Raw genomic sequence first — 22,550 nt, forward strand, 5'->3', positions numbered from 1 at the left:
GAAGGATAAGGAAGACACCCGGAGAGATGTGAGATCGGTGGCGCTGTCCGCTGGCAGGGGGTAAAAGAGTCCCGTAGCTCAGTTGGTCAGAGCACTACACTGATAATGTAGGGGTCAGCAGTTCAAATCTGCTCGGGACTACGAGAAGCGTCTTATCTTGGGGGATTAGCTCAGCTGGCTAGAGCACCTGCCTTGCACGCAGGGGGTCAACGGTTCGAATCCGTTATTCTCCACTTTTCCCGGCGCGACGCCGGGGACAAAGTTCTTTGACATACTGGAAGAAGAAGCCGTACAGAAGACGGCGAGAGCAACAGATAGAGCGATCTATCAACAAAGAGAAAGTAAATAAGGGCACACGGGGGATGCCTAGGCTCTCAGAGGCGATGAAGGACGCGATAAGCTGCGATAAGCTGCGGGGACCGGCACATACGGTTTGATCCGCGGATTTCCGAATGGGGTAACCTAACATACTGAAGGTATGTTGCACAAGCGCGAACCCGCTGAACTGAAACATCTAAGTAAGCGGAGGAGAAGAAAACAACAGTGATTTCCGGAGTAGTGGCGAGCGAAACGGAAGAAGCCCAAACCGCACGTGTCACGGCACGTGCGGGGTTGTAGGACTGCGACAGGGTTACATTAAAGCGAAGTGGAACGGGATGGGAAGCCCGGCGGTACAGAGTGATAGCCTCGTACACGCAAGCGATAATGGCCCAGCAGGATCCTGAGTACCGCGGGGTCGGAGACGCCCTGTGGGAACCCGGCGGCACCATCCGCCAAGGCTAAATACTCCTGAGAGACCGATAGTGGACCAGTACCGTGAGGGAAAGGTGAAAAGAACCCCGGACAGGGGAGTGAAATAGAACCTGAAACCGTGTGCCTACAAGCGGTCGGAGCCCCGCCTTTTGGCGGGGTGACGGCGTGCCTTTTGCATAATGAGCCTACGAGTTGCTCCTCTCTGGCAAGGTTAAGCTTTTAAGGAGCGGAGCCGAAGCGAAAGCGAGTCTGAACAGGGCGCAGAGTCAGAGGGGGCAGACGCGAAACCTTGTGATCTACCCATGGCCAGGTTGAAGGTGCCGTAACAGGTACTGGAGGACCGAACCGATAAACGTTGAAAAGTTTCCGGATGAGCTGTGGGTAGGGGTGAAAGGCCAATCAAACTGGGAAATAGCTCGTACTCCCCGAAATGTTTTTAGGAACAGCGTCGGCATGAGAGTTTCATAGAGGTAGAGCTACCGATTGGGTGCGGGGGAGTCAAATCCTACCAAATCCAGACGAACTCCGAATGCTATAGAAATATTGCCGGCAGTGAGGCGCGGGGTGCTAAGGTCCCGCGCCGAGAGGGAAAGAACCCAGACCAGCGGCTAAGGTCCCCAAATTACTGTTAAGTTGGACTAACGGGGTCCGGCTGCACAGACAGCTAGGATGTTGGCTTGGAAGCAGCCATTCATTTAAAGAGTGCGTAACAGCTCACTAGTCGAGCGGCCGGGCATGGATAATGAACGGGCATCAAACAGTATACCGAAGCCCTGGATCCCGCTTTAAGGCGGGATGGTAGGGGAGCATTCCGTAGGGGGCGAATGGAAGGGGCGACCTTTCCTGGACCTTACGGAAAAGCAAATGTAGGCATAAGTAACGATAAGGCGGGAGAGAAACCCGCCCACCGAAAGACTGAGGTTTCCTGATCAACGCTAATCGGATCAGGGTCAGTCGGGGCCTAAGGATAACCCGAACGGGGATTCCGATGGACAACGGGTCAACATTCCCGTACCCTCTATAGCTGCGATGCGGCGACGGAGCAGTGACACTGCCGCGTGCTGACGGAATAGCACGTTGAAGGGCGTAGGTATACGCCGCCCAGGTAAGTCCGGGCGGAGTGCCGAAGCCCGACAGTACCGCGACCCCCCGGGGGAGCGGACAGCGCAGGTAACCATACTCCCAAGAAAACCCGCTAAGCTCCAGGCTATGGAGGCCCGTACCGCAAACCGACACAGGTAGTCGAGGAGAGGATCCTAAGGTGCTCGAGTGAATCATGGCTAAGGAACTCGGCAAAATGGCCCTGTAACTTCGGGAGAAGGGGCGCTCGGGGCGACCCGAGCCGCAGTGAAAAGGCCCAGGCGACTGTTTAACAAAAACATATGGCTTTGCGAAATCGGAAGATGAAGTATAAGGCCTGACACCTGCCCGGTGCCGGAAGGTTAAGAGGGGATGTCATCCCGACACTTGTCGGGAGAAGCATTGAATCGAAGCCCCGGTAAACGGCGGCCGTAACTATAACGGTCCTAAGGTAGCGAAATTCCTTGTCGGGTAAGTTCCGACCTGCACGAATGGTGTAACGATCTGGGCGCTGTCTCGGCCATGAGCTCGGTGAAATTGTGGTCCCGGTGAAGACGCCGGGTACCCGCAACGGGACGGAAAGACCCCATGAACCTTCACTACAGTTTAACATTGCCACTGGGCACAGGATGTGTAGGATAGGCGGGAGATGTCGAAGGGGCCTCGCCAGGGGCCTCGGAATCGCCCTTGAAATACCGCCCTTTCTGTGTCCGGTGTCTAACCCCGCTTAGCGGGGGACACTGTTTGACGGGTAGTTTGACTGGGGTGGTCGCCTCCAAAAGTGTAACGGAGGCTTTCAAAGGTATGCTCAGTACGCTTGGTAACCGTACGGGGAGTGCAATAGCATAAGCATGCTTGACTGTGGGGCCTACAAGCCGAGCAGGGTCGAAAGACGGATATAGTGATCCGGTGGTTCTGCATGGAAGGGCCATCGCTCAAAGGATAAAAGGTACTCTGGGGATAACAGGCTGATCTCCCCCAAGAGCTCATATCGACGGGGAGGTTTGGCACCTCGATGTCGGCTCGTCACATCCTGGGGCTGGAGAAGGTCCCAAGGGTTCGGCTGTTCGCCGATTAAAGTGGCACGCGAGCTGGGTTCAGAACGTCGCGAGACAGTTCGGTCCCTATCTGTTGTGGGCGCCGGAGATCTGAGTGGGGCTGGCCTTAGTACGAGAGGACCGGGCTGGACCGGCCGCTGGTGAATCTGTTGTCCCGCCAGGGGCACTGCAGAGTAGCTATGCCGGGATCAGATAAGCGCTGAAAGCATCTAAGCGCGAAACTGGCCACAAGATGAGATCTCCATAGAGGGCCCCCGTAGACTACGGGGTCGATAGGCCGCAGGTGTAAAGCTGGCGACAGCAAAGCCGAGCAGGTACTAATTGCCCGATACTTTCAGCAGATAACATACGTTGCGCTCCACCGCCATCTGGGCGGCTTTTTCTTCCGGTCTTATGTCAAGATATTTAAAGAAACAAAACGGGAAGCTTAAATGCTTTCCTTCTGAAGAAATTCAGGTGCCTATATCGGCGGTGTCCACCTCTTCCCATTCCGAACAGAGAAGTTAAGCCCGCCAGAGCCGATGGTACTGCGGTAAAACGTGGGAGAGTAGGTCGGTGCCGGATCTTTTACGAGCCCCCTCCCCGAACGGGAGGGGGCTTTTTTTGTGACTTTGATTTGCGGTGGAACCTCAAAGCCGATGTCTAGGGATGCTCGTGCATGGACGCCCAGTTACAGAGGCCACGGAAGATTATCCATCTGCCGGTCGCTGGGGTAGTAAGTGGCGAAACAGGTGCTTATTCTATCGTATGAGCGCCATTCGGCGGAAGCCGGATAAATAGTTGTAAACTTCCGTTCTGTTAGCGCGTTCAACATCGGCCACAGCCAAAAAGAAAACCCCCAAAAGCATGGAGCCTTTGAGGGTTTAAAATCATTTTTTGGTTTTTGCTTTAAGCTACTTGGTTAAAATTTAGCCAATATTTATGCACGTAATTAATAAAATCGCCGGTTGCTTCTAAACCTATAGGTTTTACTACATAGCTGTTTGCGTTAAGCTGGTAGCTTTTTTCGATATCAGGTTTGCATTCGCTGGAACTTAAGATGACCACGGGTATTTTTTTTAGTTTTGGGTCGATTTTAAGGCGCTCTAAAATATCGAACCCAGATATGCCGGGGAGGTCCAAATCTAATAGGATAACGCTAGGTAGGCAAGCTTCTTCTGCTAGGTGAGTCAAAAAGGAAAAACCATCAGAAAATGTGAGCAACTTGGCGTCCAGGGCTAGCTCGTCAAATTTAAGCTTAAAAAAAAGCTGATAGTCCGGATTGTCCTCGACTAATAAAATCCTTTTCATCGTTAATTATAATAATGTTTTGGCAAACTAAAATAAAAAGTACTGCCCACGCCGGGTAAACTTTCGACCCATATTTTACCTTTATGGAGCGTAATAATGCGTTTTACGATAGCTAAACCCAAACCGGTGCCTTCGATATGATTAACGTCATCCAAGCGCTTAAAAAGTTCAAAAACCCGGTCGGCGTTTTTCATATCGAAGCCTTTGCCGTTATCAGTTACAGAATAGGTAACCTCATGATCTGTTTCTATGCCTTTTATTGCCACATCTACCGTTACGTTAGGTTTGCTGTATTTAACGGCATTGCTCATTAAATTGTTGAAAACCTGGTATAGCATAGTCCGCTCGGCCTGCACATCTGGCAGCGCACCCATGGAAAAATTGATGTTTTTATCTTGGTTTCCTATTTTGATGTTTTCAACAAGTTCGCTTATAATATTTCCGGTCGCTACGTAAGCAAGTTCTTTTTCTACGCGGCCAATTTTTGAATAATTCAACACATCTTGTATCAAGTCTTTCATCTTATCTGTATTAACGATGATTTGGTTGAGGGAACGTGCCATATCATCATCAATTTTATGCCGGTGGTATCGCATTAATATTTCGGCATAACCTTTTATGGAGGATAGAGGAGTCTTTAAATCGTGAGAAACGGTATAACTAAAGGTGTCTAGATATTCGTATGCGGTTTTCAATTCGGCATTTAATGCGCGTATTTCGTTGGTTTTATTAATTAAGATGCTATTCAGATCCTCACGCAGTTTTAGCGCGGCCGCAACCTCGTTATCGCTCCACTCTAAAGAAGTATGTTGTGATAAGGTGGTGAATTTTTCAAAACTTTTGCGCGGGTTTATGCGTTGTTTATCCCCATCCCATTCATGGGCCTTCTCAGGATTGCCACCCCAGTGTATGGTTTGGGATTGCTCTGGTTTAAACCAGATGATAAAATCGTTCATACTCTGAGACAAGCCAATCATCAAGATTCCGCACGCTTTTTTTGCGTAGCTTTTAGCAGGTGGATGTATTTTGGGTAAGTGCTGCGTGATATATAAAGAATCTGCCTGTAAATCTCGTACGCGATCGGCAATTTCGGAAATTTCTGTTTGCGAGGGGCTAATGCCTACGCTGTAAAACTGGTTTTCAAAGCAAATCGCCGCTCCGTGTGCTTCATTGATGTCTGTCAGCTTCGTATCAAACTGCGTAAGTCCGCGAAGAATGTCCCACCCGTTCATCACGTTTTTCACTAAGTCGCTCTCGTTACGGTAGTAACGCTCCAAAAGCTCTTTTTCACGTGCATCTTGTTTGAATTCTATCGCCGAGGAAAATAGGCTGCCAATGAATTTACAAGTATTTCTGAACGAGTAGCTGATGTATTTTGGTGTGTAATGATGGCAGGTAAACATGCCCCAAAGCTGCCCTTTATAAATAATAGAGATAGTTAAGGACGCTTGTACACCCATATTCCGCAAATACTCTAGATGTATTGGGCTTGATGACCTTAGGGTACTGTGCGTTAAATCTAAAGGAATGTTGTTTTCGTGGATGTTGTAAATTGGCTGATTATTAGCGTCTACATCCAAAATAATACGCACCTGGTTTAGCTTAAATAATTGCCGGGCCTGTGCCGGAATATCAGAGGCGGGAAAATGCAAGTCCATCATAGACTCTAAATCAGCCCGCTTGGACTCGGCAACCACTTTACCGTCCCAGTTTTGTTTAAACTGGTATATCATTACCCTATCGTAACCGGTAATATTTCTGATTTCGGTTACCGTTTGCCATAATAAGTCTTGAAAAGAGCCACTGCTTTGTATCCTAGCCAGTGCTTTGCCCATAATTAAATGCAATTCGTTCTCGGGCAGTAGGGTTTCGGCGGGTTCAAATTCTAGGGTGCAAACATTTGCTTGTTTGTTGATGATAATTTGCATCTGCCGGTTTAAAAAATCGACCTTGGTGCCGTTAATTGTCGCAAAATCGCCACTTCTTAAGCCTACTTTAACAATATCAATAACGTTTTCTGACGCTAAGTCGCCCAGGGAAATTTTCTGCTTGAAATCTATATCATATTTAGATTTTAAGTTTTCACTGATATACAAAACCTCGAAGTTTGTGGCATCAATTGCCAAAAGTTCTCCATGCGGCTGTATATGCCCAATAATATGGATGGGTTCTTTTTCGCAATTAGATAAATTAGGAGGAGTGTAAGTTTGGACGGGCGAATTTTTTAGCATTAAGCAAAGTAAGAATTTAAGAATGAATAAATTTGTTTTTTGTGAGATTGTTTTGTTACAAACCGTTCAGTTAGCCCGGAAATTCTAATTTTATGCTGGCCAAAATATCTTGTAACAAAAGCGTGCCGAAAACCTCTAATTGATAAACTGTCTTCCGAAATTGTTTGAATGGATAACGTAGAAAATATAAAAGTAGCGCTACAATCTATCAGTAGCAATAAGTTACGTGCCTTTTTAACGGCCTTAATTATTGCTATTGGGCTAATGGCCTTGGTTGGGATTTTAACTTCTATTGACGCCATTAAAGGCTCGCTAAATAACACTTTTGCCAGTATGGGCGCCAATTCTTTCACTATTCGTAACCGTGGCACAGGTATTAGAATTGGAGGGCAGGGAAACCGGCCGAAAAGATGGCCGGTAATTACCTACCAACAGGCGATGGACTTTAAAGAGCGGTTTGACTTATCAGCAACGGTATCTGTAAATACTTTTGCTTCTTTTGCGGCCACAGTAAAATATCAGAATGAGAAAACCAATCCGAACATTTCGGTTTTAGGTGCCGATGCGGCTTATGCTGCAACCGGAGGCTATAAGCTGGCTGAGGGAAGAAACTTTTCTAATAATGAAATGGAATTTGGCGCAAGTGTGGTGATTATAGGTGACGAGATTAAACAGAAGTTTTTTAAAACCTCAAGCGCTATTAATAAGGTAATTATTATAGGTACCAATAAGTTTAGGGTGATAGGCGTTTTTGCGCCCAAGGGATCCAGCATGGGCTTTGGCGGAGATAAAGTTTGCGTAATTCCGATTGTGCGGGGCCGCCAGGTTATGACCAGCAGCAACCCCACTTATACAATATCTGTAATGGTAAACGACCCTACTTTAATGGACTATGCAACCGGCGAAGCCACCGCTTTGATGCGCAAAGTGCGGAACTTGAGCGCACAAGAAGAGAATAATTTCGAGATTACCAAGAGCGATGCGATTGCAGAAACGTTAATTAGCAACCTGAAGTTTGTACAGGTGGCGGGCGTAGCCATTGGCTTAATTACCCTGATTGGCGCAGCCATTGCATTAATGAATATTATGATGGTTTCTGTAACCGAGCGTACGCGCGAAATAGGCGTCCGCAAAGCGATAGGGGCTAACCCATCGCTAATTAGGAAGCAGTTTTTGTACGAGGCCATTGTGATTTGTCTATTGGGAGGTTTTGTGGGTATTTTATTAGGCATTGTGATGGGCAATTTGCTGGCAATGGCTATGGGCGCTTCTTTCCTAATCCCATGGTTATGGATTTTTATAGGATTGATAGCGTGTATCACTACGGGCTTAATATCCGGGATTATTCCTGCATCTAAAGCCTCCAAACTGGATCCGGTAGAGGCTTTGAGGTATGAGTAGGCGCTTTACATATAAAAAACCTCGCCAAATCGGCAAGGTTTTCTAAAAAAATTTACTTTAAAGTTTAAAGCGACAAAATATCAACTATCTTAAACAAATCTTTATTGATCTCTACGTGGTGTTTTATGGCGTGGTCAAACGGTGTAAAAGCAATTTTGCCGTTTAGTAAACCCACCATTTCATTTCTGCGACCTTCCATTAAACTTTCTACCGCGGCAACACCCAATCGGCTGGCCAAAACCCTATCCATGCAGGTAGGTTTGCCTCCTCGCTGGATGTGGCCTAAAATAGAAACCCGGATATCGTAATGCGGAAAACGTTTTTTCAATTTTTCAGATATCTCCATTGCTCCGCCAGATTCGCCTTCGCCCTCTGCCACAATCAAAATTTTCGACATTTTATCTTGACGGCCAATCTCTAAACGGTGCATCACGGCTTCCATATCGGTTTTGGTTTCGGGGATAAAGATAGACTCGGCGCCAACGCCAATACCGCTTCTTAAGGCAATTAAACCGCAATCCCTGCCCATTACTTCTACCACAAACAAACGCGAGTGCGATTCTGCGGTATCTCTAATTCTATCGATAGCTTCAACCACATTATTAATTGAGGTATCGTAACCGATGGTAAAATCGGTGCCAAACAAATCATTGTCAATGGTGCCAGGCAAGCCTAAGATGGGGAAATCAAATTCTTCACCGAAAATCTTAGCGCCGGTAAAAGTACCATCGCCACCAATGGCTACCAAAGCATCAATATTTTGCGCTTTAAGTTGTTTGTATGCTTCTTGGCGACCTTCTTTGGTGCGGAATTCTGGGCTTCTGGCCGTTCTTAAAACCGTGCCCCCGCGTTGGATAATGTTGCCTACAGATTTACGGTCCATCGGAATAAATTCTCCTAAAATCATCCCTTCATAACCTCGGCGTATGCCTACAACTTCTAAATTATAATACAAGGCCGAGCGCACAACCGCACGGATAGCGGCGTTCATGCCGGGCGAGTCGCCACCAGAGGTAAAAACCCCAATTTTTTTTATTTCGCTCATGTTTTTATTTTTTGAATACCGCAAGTCCGCGATCCAAAAAGTCAACGTAGTTTTTTACATCTAAATTAAAAGCCTCTGGCGCTGTTAAAACTTGGCCGTCCCCATTTAGCAACACATAATAAGGTTGCGAATTGGTTTTAAACACCGAGGCCTGCAAATCGCTCCACTTGTTGCCAATGGTTTTAATTTTTTTGCCCGAGTATTCTGATAGGTGCTGTTCGTTTTCCGGAAGTTCTGTTTTATCGTCCACGTAAAGTGAAATCAGCACATAATCGTTCCGCAATCTTTTTAGCACTTCCGGATCGCTCCAAACAGAGGCTTCCATTTTACGGCAGTTTACGCAACTGTGGCCAGTGAAATCTAATAAAACCGGCTTATTTTGTTTTTTGGCGTAAGCTAAACCTTCCTCATAATCAAAAAAAGCGTTTAAGCCATAAGGCGCTTTAAATAGTCCGCTGTACTTTTTGTTAAGCTGCTCTTGCTCAATATTTGGCGAAGATAAAGTATTCGTGTATAAATCAAAATCTTGGGTAGTTTGTGGAGGTAGCCACGCGCTAATTGCTTTTAACGGCGCGCCCCATAAACCTGGAACCATGTATAAGGTAAAAGCAAAAGAAATAATGGCTAAAAACAAACGTGGAACGCTAATAAAGTCCAGTTTACTATCGTGCGAAAACTGCAATTTGCCCAACAGATAAAAGCCCAATAGCGCAAAAATCACAATCCACAGCACTAAAAATATCTCACGGTCAAAAAACTCCCAGTGGTAAGCCAAATCTACGTTTGATAAAAACTTGAGCGCCAAAGCCAGTTCAATAAATCCTAAAGAAACCTTCACGCTGTTAAGCCATCCGCCAGATTTTGGTAAAGATTTAAGTAGGGACGGAAACGCGGCAAAAAGTGTAAAAGGAATGGCCAAAGCTAAGGAGAAACCTAACATACCAACTGCAGGGCCCATGTACTGCCCCATGCTGGCGGCTTGCACCAATAAAGTGCCTATAATTGGGCCCGTACACGAGAAGGAAACCAAAGCCAAAGCAAATGCCATGAAAAACAATCCGCCTAGCCCTTTCGTATTCGATTTTTGATCTACATTATTGGCCCAAGCGCTGGGTAAAGTAATTTCAAAAGCGCCGAAGAAAGATATGGCAAAAACCACCAGCAACAAGAAAAACAGAAAGTTAAACACACCATTGCTCGCCAGCTCGTTTAAAGCATCGGACCCAAAGGCTAACGTAACGCCCATGCCCAAGCATACATATATTAAGATGATAAAGAAACCATAAAGACTGGCCTTGCGGATGGCTTCTGCCTTACTGCCTGCTTTTTTGGTGAAAAAACTCACGGTCAAAGGCAACATCGGAAATATACAGGGCATCAATAAAGCCAAAACACCGCCGATTAAGCCGGCTAAAAATATGGCCCAAAGTGATTGCTCTTCTGTGGATGCTAGCTCAACAACAGGTTTTTCATACTGTTTTGTTAAGGTATCTGTTTTGGATGATGAATCTGTTAAGGTAACTGGAGCAGTAGTTTGTGCCAAAGCGGTATCTGGATTGGCCGCGCCAGCGGCCGGCGTTGCGGAACTTGCTTTTTCCGGGCTGCTTTGTTGTGCGCTTGCACCCGCTTTTACATTTATGGAAAACGCTACTTCTTCGGGCGGTAAGCACTGTTCATCGTTACAAACCATAAACTCTAAAGTGCCTTTAACGGTGGTTTCTGCCTTGTTTAGCTTAATTTTTTGTTTAAAAACCGCGCTGTTCTCATGCCAGGAAATCTGCATGTTAAAGTTAGGGTCAAAAGCCGAAACAGGTTTGGGGCTTTCGCTGGTTTTGCCAACTAAAGTAAAATCGGGGCTTTTGGTAAAGCTGAAGCTTGTAGGTATGGGACCGCCTTCTCCAATATTTTGTGCGTACACATGCCACCCTGCATCAATTTTGGCGGTAATTACCAAATTGGCTTCTTTCTCATTCAAGGTTTCTGCGCCGAAACTCCATTTCACGGGTTTCAAAATCTGGGCTTGGGCACTTATTATTAAAATAAGGAATGCCAAAAAGGCTGTAAGCTTCTTCATGCTTTGGGTTTATTGTTCATCAAAAATAAAAGCGATTTCTTTTAACGCGTATTTGGCTAGCTTACCGTTTTGCGAAAGTAATAAGCAGCCATCGTTGTCCACACCTAAAATTTCGCCCTCCACTTGCTGGTTGGCAACCTTAAAGTATCGCTTTTGGTTTAAACCGAATAAGCGTTCTTGGTATTCGGCTTTTAAAAGTTCTTGGTTGCCAGCCTTTAGCTGCAAATATCTGCGTTCTATATCTTTACAAAGTTGCCCCAATAATTCAGGAAGCTCATAATTTTGGTGTAAGATTTTCGATATAGAGCTGGCCCTGCCATTGTTGCCGTTAAAATTTTGCTGGTTTACGTTTAAACCAATCCCCACAATACTCCACTTTAAATTGGCGCCGCTTAAACCGTTCTCGATTAAAATACCGCCTAGTTTTTGTTCCTGGTAATAAATATCGTTTGGCCACTTTATTTTGCATTGCTTGCCAATAATCCGTGCTAAACAATCGTTAATACCCAAAGAAACAGCAATATTTAACAGAAATTGTTGCGATATTTTTAAAAAATCAGGAAAAAAAAGGATGCTGAAAGTTAGGTTTTTTCCGGCTTCGCTATCCCAGCTATTGCCTTGCTGCCCTCTGCCGGCAAACTGATGGTCTGCCATTATTACAGTACCCTCTGCCGGTGGCGTGGAATTTGAAAGCTGATTCTTCAGATAAGTGTTGGTAGAGTTTACAGACGATAATTTTACCAAACTTTGTCCAACAAATAGTGTTAAAAATATGTTATTTTGCAATCTGTAATTAGATTAAAAATATAAAAAGCCAAAACTAAAATTTTTTGATGGTAAAAAGTAAAGCCACCTCTCAATCCACCAACCTCTCCGAAGCTGTAATTCACGGCATTCAGGAAAAAAAAGGAAACGACATTGTTAGATTAGATTTGAGAAATATCCACAGCTCTGTTGCTGATTATTTTGTGGTATGCCATGCTGAATCGTCAACGCAAATAAAAGCTATTGCCGATAGCGTAGAGGAAGAAGTTTATAAAGCCACAGGCCAATATCCTTTCAGAAAGGAAGGTTTGCAACATGCAGAATGGGTATTATTGGATTATTTGGATGTGGTAGTGCACATTTTTAAAACCGACAAACGCCAATTTTACGGAATTGAAGATTTGTGGGGCGATGCCGAGTTTGAACATTATAAAAGCGCTTAACGCTTTTTAAAGAAAGATAATGAAAGAAAATACAAATAATAAAAGACCGTTAAAAAAGGTTCCGTCGAAGAAGATGATGCCTAAACCGCCAAAATTCAACATCATGTGGATTTATGGTGTGATTATTTTAGCCATTTTGGGCGTGCAGTTTTTCATGAGCAGCAACAACGCTCGTTTAATTACTTACCAAAAGTTTGAAAGCGACATGTTGAAACCGGGCGACGTGGAAAAACTGATAGCCTATAAGCAAGAGGATTTGGTAGTTGCCGAGGTTTATATTAAAAAAGATAAGCTTAACGAGGATAAGTATAAAGACCTAAAAAACCGGAATAATTTCTCTATTTCTGGCTCAAGTCCGCAATATTATTTTACCGATGGCTCTTTTGAATCGTTACAGGCACGTTTAAACGCGTCGCAAAAAGATTTTCCGGATGATGCCAAAGTGCCATTGAGTTTTGAGTCCCGTAGCAATCCGCTGTCATCCCTTTTTTGGTCCTTTATTGTGCCTATCGTAATTTTTGCATTGGTATGGATATTTATCATGCGCCGGATGAGTGGCGGTGCAGGTGGTGGTGCCGGTGGGCAGATATTCAACATCGGCAAATCACGCGCTACGCTTTTTGATAAAGAATCGCAGGTGAGCATTACATTTAGCGATGTAGCGGGGCTTGAGGAAGCGAAACAGGAAGTAATGGAGATTGTCGATTTCCTTAAAAACCCTAAAAAATACACCAATTTGGGCGGTAAAATCCCGAAAGGAGCATTATTGGTTGGCTCGCCCGGGACAGGTAAAACTTTAATGGCAAAAGCTGTTGCCGGCGAAGCGCAAGTGCCTTTCTTCTCGCTTTCCGGATCTGATTTTGTGGAGATGTTTGTGGGGGTAGGTGCATCGCGTGTGCGCGATTTGTTTAAGCAAGCCAAAGAAAAAGCACCTTGTATTATATTCATTGACGAGATTGATGCCATTGGCCGCGCCAGAGGAAAAAACAGCATGGTTGGCGGTAATGATGAGCGCGAAAACACTTTGAACCAACTTTTGGTAGAGATGGACGGTTTTGGTACCGACTCGGGAATTATCATCATGGCGGCAACTAACCGCCCGGATGTGTTGGATTCTGCTTTGTTGAGACCGGGCCGTTTTGACCGTCAGATTTCTATTGATAAGCCAGATTTAGTGGGGCGCGAGCAGATTTTTAAAGTGCACTTACAGCCGTTGAAGCTGGCAAAAGATGTAGATCCTAAGAAGCTATCGGCGCAAACGCCAGGATTTGCCGGAGCCGAAATTGCCAACGTGTGCAACGAGGCGGCGCTTATTGCGGCACGCAGAGATAAAGAGGCGGTGGATATGCAAGATTTCCAAGACGCGGTGGACCGTGTAATTGGAGGTTTAGAGAAAAAGAATAAAATTATCTCTCCGGAAGAAAAACGTATTGTGGCTTACCATGAGGCTGGCCACGCCATTGCCGGTTGGTTTTTAGAACATGCAGATCCTTTAGTGAAGGTAAGTATTGTACCGCGCGGTATCGCCGCTTTGGGTTACGCGCAGTATTTACCAAAAGAACAATTCTTGTACACCACAGAGCAACTGATAGATGGAATGTGTATGACTATGGGCGGCCGTGTGGCAGAAGACCTAACTTTCGGCAAAATTTCTACGGGTGCACAAAATGATTTGGAGCGTATAACCAAATTAGCTTATGCCATGATTACCATGTACGGTATGAGCGAAAAGGTGGGCAACGTTTCTTTTAACGATCAAGGCAATGAATATAGTTTTAATAGGCCTTACTCGGACCGTACCGCCGAATTAATTGATGAAGAAGTAAGGGCCTTAATTGCCAACATTTATCAGAAGACAAAAGACCTGCTAACCGAGAAACGCGAGGGTTTGGAAGCTTTAGCAGTAAAACTTCTGGAAAAAGAAATTTTATTCCAGAGCGATTTGGAAGAAATTTTAGGTAAACGCCCGTTTGATAACCGCACCACTTACGATGAGTTTGTGAACGGTAAAGAAGGCGGCGACCAGGGCATAATTGCAGAAAACATCCATCCCGAACCGGTTGGCGATAGCACCGAGCCATTAAAGACCGCCTCTACTGAGGTAGAATAATATAATTGAACCGAGCGTTGCTAAAAACAACGCTCGGTTTTGCATTTAAGAAACACCGCCAAAATTGATGCAGGATAACACCACCCCTAAAGAAAAACTTCTGAAAAAGATAAGGAAAGCGCTTTTAGAGAAACGCGAGAATCCTTATCCTAATTTAGAGGAGATGCCTTTATATCCGGAAACGGATGAAATGCTTGAGGTGATTTTTGCCGAAGAGTTGAGCAAAGTAAACGGTGTTTTTGTGTATTGCGAAAGTGAAATTCATTTTATAGAGAACGTTTTACAGCTGGCAGAAGAGCACAAATGGCGCAAAATTTATTGCTGGGAACCGGCTCTGCAAAAATTGTTACAAACCTACGGATATCCGTTTTATGCTACCGATAAAGATTTTGAGCAAGCCGAAGTAGGTTTTACTTTATGTGAAGCGTTGATAGCGCGCAACGGTTCTGTATTGGTAAGCAACGGCAACGCTGCGGGCAGGCGTTTAAGCATTTACCCGCACCAGCATGTGGTGGTGGCCTACGCATCGCAACTGGTGCTAGATTTAAAAAACGCTTTTAATCTGTTGAAAGAAAAGTACGGCAATAATTTACCCAGCATGTTATCTGTAATTACGGGTCCTAGCCGCACTGCGGATATCGAAAAAACTTTGGTTTTGGGCGCGCACGGGCCAAAAGAACTTTTTGTTTTTTTGTTGGATGATTTAGCGTAAGCTACAATAAAGGCAAAGTAAAGTAAAATGTTGAGCCTTGCCCCATCTCGCTTCTAACGCCGATGTTCCCGTTATGTTTACGGATAATTTCCGCAGCTATATATAGTCCTATCCCAAATCCCGGAAAGGTTTTTTCATTTTTGCCCTCTACCCTAAAAAAGCGCTCAAATATACGGGCTTGGTTTGCATGGCTTATTCCAATTCCGAAATCGGTGACAGAAACGCTGATTTCGTTATCGTTCACATCCAGATCAATAATGACGTCTAAAGATTCGGGCGAGTATTTAACGGCGTTGGTTAAAAAATTCACTAAAACTTGTCTAATCCCCTCCTCGTCGGCAATAATTTCTGAAGCGTTTGTTTCGCCCACGTAGTTGATTTTGTTATTGGGGTGGATGTGGCTAATCTCTGTTATTACCTCATTAATTAAATTAGATAAATTAAACTTCGATTTACGGGGCTGTAGGCGGCCTGTCTTTATTTTTGAAACATCCAGCAAATCAACCACTAAGGTGGTGAGGGTTTCCACCTGTTTGTGCATTACTTTTAAAGCGTTGTTTAAAAAAGCATCGTCGCTATTTTTATATTTTTGGCTAAGTAGCTGTGTGTACCCTTTAATAGAGGTAATTGGCGTTTTCAGCTCGTGGCTGGCCATACTTATAAAATAGTCTTTCTGCTCGTCAAGCGCCTTAATTTCTTGGATGTTGGTACTGGTGCCTACCCACATGGTGATATTTCCGTGCACATCTTTCAAGGCTTTACCGCGGCTTAACTGCCAGGCGTATTCCCCATCGTAACGCCTAAAGCGCTGTTCAGCTACATAATCTTCACCGGTTTGTACAGCTGCATTCCAAATTTTCACGCTATTTTCGCGGTCATCTGGGTGCACCATCAATAGCCAGCTGTCATCTTCTAAAATGCGCTCACTTAAACCTGTGAAGCGGTAAAACGCTTTGTTAAAGTAATTTATGCGTCCGTTTGCGTCGGCAGTCCATACAGATTGTGGCATTTCATTGGCTAAAAGCCTAAACGTTTGCTCGCGTTGCTGTAAAGCTTGCTGATGGTTTTTTTCGGCAGTAATATCTTTAATCGTTCCTAATAACTTTTCCGGATTTCCGTCGGCATCCCTAGAAAGCTTGCCCATCGCTTCAATCCACCTTACTTCTCCATCAGCTTTAAAAATGCGCGATTGATAATATAGCGTTCCTGTTTCAAAAACCTGGCGATGCGCTTCATCACGCTGGGCTTTATCATCTGGGTGCATCATGGTTAAAATATGTGCACGCGTTAAGTTTTCCCCGCGGTTTAAGCCAAATATGCTTAAATATTGTTCAGAAAAAGTAACCTTTTGGGTTTTATATTCATATTCATAAACGGCCAAGCCACTGGCATTTAATACAATATTAAGTTTCGATTCGCTTTCTTGGACCTTTTGCCGCGCTAAAACAGATGAGGTGATATCTGTGGCGGTAACTACAATATTAACTTGGTTGCTATAAACGTCTTTTACCGGTTCGTAAACAAAGTCTATAAAGAAGTCTTCCATTTTCCCATCGCGCGGAAGCGTAACCAATCTTTCTTTAGCTTCGAATTTTATTCCAGATGTGTAAACCTCGTCTAAAATAGCTTCTAAACCTTGGCCTTTTACTTCTGGCAATGCCTCAAATACCGGTTTATATAAAGCTTCTTCCGCCGTTTTGCCCCACAGTTCCAACATCCGCTGGTTAGCAATGTCTATCACTTTATCTTCGCCAACCAAAACGCACACGGCTATAGGCGCATGCATAATATTGTTGTGGAAGCGTTGGTTTAGGCGCTCCAACTCCTTACGCGCTAACACTTCTTTGGTGGTTTCAACGCATGATGTAAATATGCCGGCAATTTTTCCGTCCTCATCTACAATTGGACTGTAGCTAAAAGTCCAGTAAATGTCTTCAATTTGGCCGTTTCTGTAAAAGGGGATGAGTTGGTTTTCGCTCCAGGTAGCTTCGCCGGTTTGCAATACTTGGTCCATCATGGGCTTAATAATATCCCAAATTTCTGCCCAGGCTACTTCTCCTTTTTCGCCTATGATGTGCGGATGCTTTCCATTAACGCCTAAGCTGGAACGGTATGCGTCGTTATAAAAACAACGTAACTCATCGCCCCAAAACAAAAATTTAGGGAATTTGGAGTTTAGGATGATACTGAGGGATGTTTTTAAACTTTGAGGCCAATCTTCAGGTTTGCCTAAAGGGTTGTTGCTCCAATCTTTATCGCGAATGAGCTGCCCCATTTCGCCGCGTGATGATAGAAAGTTTAACTCGTGCATGCGGACTGAGCGCTTTTTATGTTTTTGACCTGTATAATGCCTCTCAAAGGTAGATGTTTCAATGATAAATATCCATTAAAAATTTGCAATTAAAATTTGAAAGCTTAGCTTTGGCCTATTAATTTTTATACAATGAATTTAACAAGCACATCTACTACATATACCACCACGCTTTCGCGTATGGGAAGGTAGTATCTGCTTTAACAAAAATGATATTCTGCGCCTTCCGATATTTCCGGGAGGCGTTTTTTTTTAATGTAGCGAAATGAAAGTCTTAAAATTTGGCGGAACATCCGTAGGTTCCGTAGACGCTTTAAAAGCTTTAACAGCGGTGGTACAGGCAGAACTGGCGCAAAAAGAAGAAATTATTGTGGTGGTATCTGCCATGGGTGGTGTAACCAATCAGTTGTTGCGCATGGCAGAAGCCGCCATTGAAGGCGAGGATTTTAGTGCCGAGCTGGCCGCTTTAGAGAAACGCCATTTTACCGTAGTGAAAGAACTGGTTGATTTGCAGCAACAAAGCCATGTAATCACCAAATTAAAACTGTATTTCCAAGCTTTAGAGGATATTTTAAACGGCGTTGCGGCTTTAAAAGAATTAAGCCCTAAAACTAAAGATGCCGTTTTAAGCTTTGGCGAAAAGGCTTCTGCATTTATGCTAAGCCGTATTTTACAAAGTACCGGGGCAGAGACCGAGTTTTTAGACGCTACATCCATAATTAAAACCGACAGCGCTTTTGGCAACGCTAAGGTAGATACCGAGCAGACGAACCTTCTAGTGCATGATTATTTTACCGCACAAAAAGGCAAGCTGGTGGTTGTCACTGGCTTTATCGGCAGCAACAACCTTAACCAGATTACAACTTTAGGTCGCGGTGGCAGTGATTATACCGCAGCCATTATCGGTGCGGCTTTAAACGTAGCGCAGATAGAAATTTGGACAGATGTTAACGGGATGATGACTGCCGACCCGCGCCGGGTGAAAAAAGCTTTTTCAATGGATGAGCTTTCATACACCGAAGCTATGGAACTTTCTTTCTTCGGTGCCAAGGTAATTTACCCGCCTACTATGGTTCCGGCATTTTTAAAGGCCATCCCAATTGTCATCAAAAACACTTTTGAGCCAGGCTTTGAAGGCACTTACATCCGCCACGGCTTAAAACGTTCTTCAACCGTAATTAGGGGCATTTCTTCTGTAGATGATATTAGCATTTTAAATGTGCAGGGGAGCGGTATGGTAGGCAAGGCCGGTTTTAGCGGGCGCTTGTTCTCGTTGCTATCGCGCGAGCAGGTAAACGTAATTTTAATTACACAATCGTCTTCAGAACACTCTATTACATTTGCGGTAAACCCTGCCGATGCACGCAAGGCAAAGGCTTTGATTGAACTAGAGTTTGAGCTGGAGCTGATGGCAGGTAAGCTGGAGCCGGTTAGCATAGAAACAGATTTATCTGTACTGGCCATTGTTGGCGAAAACATGAAGAAGACTCCGGGTATTTCTGGTAAACTATTTAATGCTTTGGGACGCAACGGGGTTAATGTAGTTGCCATAGCGCAAGGTTCGTCAGAATATAATATCTCGGTAATTATCCCGCATTCCGATTTAACAAAGGCTTTAAATGCCGTGCACGATGCGTTTTTTGCAGAGCTACAAAAGACTTTAAACGTATTTGTGGTGGGTGTTGGAAACATCGGCCGCGAATTGCTGAGCCAAATTAATGGGCACAAAGAGTATTTGGCCAAAAACAACCTCATCAACATTAAAATATTGGGATTAATTAATACCAGAAAAATGTTGATTGATACCGAGGGGATAGATTTAGATAATTATCAACAGGCTTTAAACGCATCAAACCTTGAAGCAGATTTGCCAAAATTTGTAGAGGCAATGAAAGCGTTAAACTTACCTAACTGTGTGATGGTTGATAATACAGCCAGCCCAACGCCGTCGCAATATTACAAAGAGGCTTTTGAAGCCAATATTTCTGTAGTTACCTGCAATAAAATTGCTAATTCTGGCGCTTATGCAGTATTTGCCGATTTAAAAGAAACGGCACAAAAACACGGCGTTGATTTTTATTACGAAACAAATGTGGGTGCGGGATTGCCGATTATCAAAACTTTAAATGATTTGATTATCAGCGGTGATAAAATTACGCGCATAGAAGCGATTGTATCTGGCACCATTTCTTTCATTTTCAACAACTTTAAGGGCGAGGCCAATTTCCATGATGTGGTAAAAATGGCACAAGAAAAAGGGTATACCGAGCCGGATCCTCGCGATGATTTAGGCGGGGTAGATTTTATGCGTAAAATGTTAATTTTGGCGCGCAATGCCGGTTTCCAAATAGAAGCTGCGGATGTTGAGCTGGGCGCAATAATTCCCGAAAGTTGTGCGAAAGCACCAAGCGTTGAAGCTTTTTATCAGGAGCTGAAAAACCATAACGAGTATTTTGAGCAGCTGAAAAAGGACGCAGAACGCAACGGACAGGTATTGCGCTATATTGGCAAGTTAGAGGACGGCAAGGTGAGCATTGGGATGCAGGCTGTTGGGCCAGATCATCCTTTTTACAGCCTTTCTGGCAGTGATAACATTATTGCCTTTACCACCGAGCGTTATAACGAAACGCAAATGGTAGTAAAAGGGCCAGGTGCGGGCGCAGCGGTTACGGCGGCAGGCGTATTTGCAGATTTAGTGAAGGTGGGAGCTAAAGCGTAGGTGGAGCAAGGAGTAAAGAGTAAGGATGAAGGAGTAAAGAATAAGGACAAAGGATAAAAGAACAAGGAGTAAGGAACAAAGTCAAAAGAAATTCAATCCTTCAAAATTCACTCCTTCTTCATTTGATAAAGCTAGTCGCTCCTTCAAAATTCAATCATTCACAATTAAAAATGAAAGAATCTATAAAAGTTTTTGCCCCGGCAACGGTAGCCAATGTGGTTTGCGGCTTTGATATTTTAGGTTTTGCCGTAAATGAGCCTGGCGACGAGCTATTGATGAAAAGCGCTACAAAACCGGGGGTGCGCATTATTTCTATTGAAGGCGATGAAGGTAAACTGCCTTTAGATCCGCAAAAAAACACGGTAAGTGCCAGCGTAATCAGTTTGTTGCGCCACCTGCGCCGAGATGATGTAGGTTTAGAAATTTCATTGACCAAAAAAATGCCGATGGGCAGCGGTTTAGGTTCCAGCTCGGCGAGTGCCGTAGCCGGGTTGTTTGCCGCTAATGAACTTTTGGGCAGCCCGCTAAGCAAGATGGAACTTTTGCCTTTTGCCATGGAGGGAGAGGCATTAGCTTGTGGCCACGGCCATGCGGATAACGTTGCTCCGGCGCTTTTTGGCGGTTTTACGCTGATCAAAAGTTACGAACCTTTAGAGGTAATTGCCCTGCCGGTGCCTAAGCTGTTTTGTGCTTTGTTATATCCGCACGTAGACGTGCCAACCAGAGACGCAAGGCAAATTATCCGCTCAAAAGTGCTGTTGAAAGACGCAGTAACGCAGTGGGGAAACATAGCCGGTTTAGTGAGTGCGCTGTATACCAACGATTACGGTTTGTTGGGTCGGAGTTTAAAAGATGTTATTGTGGAGCCTATCCGTTCCATTTTAATTCCGGAATTTGATTATATGAAAGCTTACGCCATGGAAAACGGGGCTTTGGGTTTCGGTATTTCCGGATCGGGGCCAACCGTGTTTTCGCTTTACCATTCGGTAGATGACGCGCAAAAAGTATTAACCAGCCTTCAAAAACATTTGGCCGACAAAGGCATCAAAAGCAATATTTATTTATCAGAAATTAACGAAACTGGACCGACAGTGATTTAGTTTGTTCGGTTTTGGTTTGTCCGTTTGACCGATTTCTCATTCGCTGCGGACTAACTAACAACTGACACCTAACAACCGAAACATGAAACTTTACTCTACAAACAACCATAATTTAGCCGTTGATTTAGAAACTGCTGTTTTCAATAGCCTTCCGGCAGATAAAGGTCTTTACATGCCCAATGTATTGCCTAAGTTAGATGATGCAGTAATTGCCGGATGGGATAAAAAATCGCTACAGGAAATTGCTTTTGATTTGGCCTATGCGTTGTTAAAAGATGATATTTCTGCCCAAGATTTACGTGCAATTATAAATGACGCTGCAAATTTTGATGCGCCTTTGGTGCCTCTACAGGATGATACCTACATATTAGAGCTGTTTCACGGCCCTTCATTAGCGTTTAAAGATTTTGGCGGGCGTTTTATGAGCCGTATTATGGCGCATTTCCTTAAAAAGGAGCAAAAGGAAATCCGCATTTTGGTAGCTACTTCTGGCGATACCGGAGGCGCCGTAGCTTTAGGCTTTTTAGATGTGCCGGGCATTAAAGTAACCATTCTGTATCCGAAAGGAAAAGTTAGCCCTATACAGGAATTGCAGCTTACTACCAACGGCAACAACATTGAAGCTATTGCTGTTGATGGCACTTTTGATGATTGCCAAGCCCTGGTTAAAAAAGCCTTTCATGATCCCGAGCTGAATGAGAAGTTCAACCTTACTTCGGCAAATTCCATAAATATCAGCCGTTTAATTCCGCAGATGTTTTACTATGCAAACAGTTATGCGCGTTTGAAAAACGATTATGAGGATATAATTTTCGTAACTCCAAGTGGCAACTTCGGCAATATTGCGGCCGGCATAATGGCTTATAAAATGGGTTTACCTGTAAAGCGTTTTATTGCCGCTACCAACAGCAATGATATCGTGCCGCAGTATTTAACCAGCGGAAACTATCAGCCAAGACCATCTGTGCAAACCTTAGCTAATGCTATGGACGTTGGCGACCCGAGCAATTTTGTACGTATTATGGACATGTTTGGGAAAGATTTGGATGCGCTTAAGCAAATGGTGGGCGCCTACGCCTATAATGACGAGCAGATAAAAACTGCTATTTCTGAAGTTTACAATCGCAAAAAATATGTGCTTTGTCCGCACACCGCAACCGGATATTTAGCTGTGAAAGACATCAAAGCTGATGACGAACAAAACAAAGACAAAGCGGCTTACGTGATTTTATCTACTGCACATCCGTGTAAATTTCCGGATGTTTTTGGCGAATTAGGCATTAATTACGAAGAACCAGAACAAGTAAAAGCGCTTTATCAAAAAGAAAAGCAGGTAAAACAGATGGGCAAAAGCTTTGAAGAGTTTAAAGCTTTTCTGATAAATGAATAATCGCGGGAACAACGGTTCGGTAATATTTTAAAAAGTAAAATGCGGTTGTTAAATCAGGATTAATAAAC

At 44.3% G+C, this 22,550-nt stretch carries 13 protein-coding genes, 2 tRNA genes and 2 rRNA genes; 11 read left to right on the forward strand and 6 right to left on the reverse strand.

Annotation, left to right across the window (positions count from 1 at the left end; translation table 11 throughout):
• Window positions 1-67: 67 nt before the first annotated feature.
• From BCY91_RS06585 to rrf, 4 genes are all read left to right on the forward strand, one after another.
• A tRNA-Ile gene (locus tag BCY91_RS06585) sits at window positions 68-141 on the forward strand.
• 18 nt (window positions 142-159) lie between these two features.
• A tRNA-Ala gene (locus BCY91_RS06590) sits at window positions 160-233 on the forward strand.
• Between the two features lie 102 nt (window positions 234-335).
• Window positions 336-3,231 (forward strand): 23S ribosomal RNA (locus BCY91_RS06595).
• Between the two features lie 112 nt (window positions 3,232-3,343).
• Window positions 3,344-3,455 (forward strand): 5S ribosomal RNA (rrf, locus tag BCY91_RS06600).
• Window positions 3,456-3,779: 324 nt separating this feature from the next.
• On the opposite strand, the gene BCY91_RS06605 is transcribed toward rrf, so the two are convergent.
• Both BCY91_RS06605 and BCY91_RS06610 read right to left on the reverse strand, forming a co-directional pair.
• Window positions 3,780-4,181, reverse strand: a complete 402-nt coding sequence (locus BCY91_RS06605) for a response regulator (RefSeq protein WP_120181179.1) — start codon at window positions 4,179-4,181, stop codon at window positions 3,780-3,782.
• Window positions 4,182-4,183: 2 nt separating this feature from the next.
• Window positions 4,184-6,412 carry an ATP-binding protein gene (locus BCY91_RS06610; RefSeq protein ID WP_120181180.1) on the reverse strand — a complete coding sequence of 743 codons (2,229 nt, stop codon included), beginning with the start codon at window positions 6,410-6,412 and terminating at the stop codon, window positions 4,184-4,186.
• 168 nt (window positions 6,413-6,580) lie between these two features.
• Here BCY91_RS06610 and BCY91_RS06615 point away from each other — a divergent pair, with 168 nt between their 5' ends.
• Window positions 6,581-7,813, forward strand: coding sequence for an ABC transporter permease (locus BCY91_RS06615; protein WP_120181181.1), 1,233 nt, complete (start codon window positions 6,581-6,583; stop codon window positions 7,811-7,813).
• A 64-nt stretch (window positions 7,814-7,877) separates the two neighbouring features.
• On the opposite strand, the gene pfkA is transcribed toward BCY91_RS06615, so the two are convergent.
• From pfkA to BCY91_RS06630, 3 genes are read right to left on the reverse strand one after another with little or no spacing between them, the layout of a single operon-like run.
• Window positions 7,878-8,858 (reverse strand): 6-phosphofructokinase, encoded by a 981-nt coding sequence (gene pfkA / locus BCY91_RS06620; protein WP_120181182.1) that lies wholly within the window; start codon window positions 8,856-8,858, stop codon window positions 7,878-7,880.
• 4 nt (window positions 8,859-8,862) lie between these two features.
• Window positions 8,863-10,932, reverse strand: a complete 2,070-nt coding sequence (locus BCY91_RS06625) for a protein-disulfide reductase DsbD family protein (protein WP_120181183.1) — start codon at window positions 10,930-10,932, stop codon at window positions 8,863-8,865.
• A gap of 9 nt (window positions 10,933-10,941) precedes the next feature.
• Window positions 10,942-11,718, reverse strand: a complete 777-nt coding sequence (locus tag BCY91_RS06630) for a biotin--[acetyl-CoA-carboxylase] ligase (protein WP_120181184.1) — start codon at window positions 11,716-11,718, stop codon at window positions 10,942-10,944.
• Window positions 11,719-11,765: 47 nt separating this feature from the next.
• Here BCY91_RS06630 and rsfS point away from each other — a divergent pair, with 47 nt between their 5' ends.
• The 3 genes from rsfS to BCY91_RS06645 all read left to right on the forward strand — a co-directional run bounded on the left by rsfS (window position 11,766) and on the right by BCY91_RS06645 (window position 14,962).
• Entirely contained in the window at window positions 11,766-12,140 is a 375-nt protein-coding gene (gene rsfS, locus BCY91_RS06635; RefSeq protein ID WP_120181185.1) for a ribosome silencing factor, read from the forward strand.
• 19 nt (window positions 12,141-12,159) lie between these two features.
• Window positions 12,160-14,250 carry an ATP-dependent zinc metalloprotease FtsH gene (ftsH, locus tag BCY91_RS06640; RefSeq protein WP_120181186.1) on the forward strand — a complete coding sequence of 697 codons (2,091 nt, stop codon included), beginning with the start codon at window positions 12,160-12,162 and terminating at the stop codon, window positions 14,248-14,250.
• A gap of 67 nt (window positions 14,251-14,317) precedes the next feature.
• Window positions 14,318-14,962, forward strand: coding sequence for a LutC/YkgG family protein (locus BCY91_RS06645; RefSeq protein WP_120181187.1), 645 nt, complete (start codon window positions 14,318-14,320; stop codon window positions 14,960-14,962).
• 1 nt (window position 14,963) lies between these two features.
• Here the strand turns inward: BCY91_RS06645 and BCY91_RS06650 are convergent, their stop codons facing one another.
• A complete protein-coding gene (locus BCY91_RS06650) occupies window positions 14,964-17,237 on the reverse strand; it encodes a PAS domain S-box protein (protein WP_182995320.1) in 2,274 nt (757 codons plus the stop codon).
• Window positions 17,238-17,538: 301 nt separating this feature from the next.
• Between BCY91_RS06650 and thrA the strand changes: the two genes are divergently transcribed.
• The 3 genes from thrA (at window position 17,539) to thrC (ending at window position 22,482) form a co-directional block, all read left to right on the forward strand.
• Entirely contained in the window at window positions 17,539-19,992 is a 2,454-nt protein-coding gene (gene thrA / locus BCY91_RS06655) for a bifunctional aspartate kinase/homoserine dehydrogenase I (RefSeq protein ID WP_120181189.1), read from the forward strand.
• 170 nt (window positions 19,993-20,162) lie between these two features.
• Complete coding sequence (locus BCY91_RS06660) at window positions 20,163-21,092, forward strand: homoserine kinase (protein ID WP_120181190.1); 930 nt, start codon at window positions 20,163-20,165, stop codon at window positions 21,090-21,092.
• 82 nt (window positions 21,093-21,174) lie between these two features.
• Window positions 21,175-22,482, forward strand: a complete 1,308-nt coding sequence (thrC, locus tag BCY91_RS06665) for a threonine synthase (protein ID WP_120181191.1) — start codon at window positions 21,175-21,177, stop codon at window positions 22,480-22,482.
• Window positions 22,483-22,550 lie beyond the last annotated feature (68 nt).

It is taken from the genome of Pelobium manganitolerans (assembly GCF_003609575.1).
Lineage (GTDB): Bacteria > Bacteroidota > Bacteroidia > Sphingobacteriales > Sphingobacteriaceae > Pseudopedobacter > Pseudopedobacter manganitolerans.

What these genes read in the sequence shown, in the direction of transcription:
- BCY91_RS06605 (WP_120181179.1), bottom strand. Translation starts at nt 4,181, where the DNA reads ATGAAAAGGATTTTATTAGTCGAGGACAATCCGGACTATCAGCTTTTT.
- BCY91_RS06610 (WP_120181180.1), bottom strand. Translation starts at nt 6,412, where the DNA reads ATGCTAAAAAATTCGCCCGTCCAAACTTACACTCCTCCTAATTTATCT.
- BCY91_RS06615 (WP_120181181.1), top strand. Translation starts at nt 6,581, where the DNA reads ATGGATAACGTAGAAAATATAAAAGTAGCGCTACAATCTATCAGTAGC.
- pfkA (WP_120181182.1), bottom strand. Translation starts at nt 8,858, where the DNA reads ATGAGCGAAATAAAAAAAATTGGGGTTTTTACCTCTGGTGGCGACTCG.
- BCY91_RS06625 (WP_120181183.1), bottom strand. Translation starts at nt 10,932, where the DNA reads ATGAAGAAGCTTACAGCCTTTTTGGCATTCCTTATTTTAATAATAAGT.
- rsfS (WP_120181185.1), top strand. Translation starts at nt 11,766, where the DNA reads ATGGTAAAAAGTAAAGCCACCTCTCAATCCACCAACCTCTCCGAAGCT.
- ftsH (WP_120181186.1), top strand. Translation starts at nt 12,160, where the DNA reads ATGAAAGAAAATACAAATAATAAAAGACCGTTAAAAAAGGTTCCGTCG.
- BCY91_RS06645 (WP_120181187.1), top strand. Translation starts at nt 14,318, where the DNA reads ATGCAGGATAACACCACCCCTAAAGAAAAACTTCTGAAAAAGATAAGG.
- BCY91_RS06650 (WP_182995320.1), bottom strand. Translation starts at nt 17,237, where the DNA reads ATGGGGCAGCTCATTCGCGATAAAGATTGGAGCAACAACCCTTTAGGC.
- thrA (WP_120181189.1), top strand. Translation starts at nt 17,539, where the DNA reads ATGAAAGTCTTAAAATTTGGCGGAACATCCGTAGGTTCCGTAGACGCT.
- BCY91_RS06660 (WP_120181190.1), top strand. Translation starts at nt 20,163, where the DNA reads ATGAAAGAATCTATAAAAGTTTTTGCCCCGGCAACGGTAGCCAATGTG.
- thrC (WP_120181191.1), top strand. Translation starts at nt 21,175, where the DNA reads ATGAAACTTTACTCTACAAACAACCATAATTTAGCCGTTGATTTAGAA.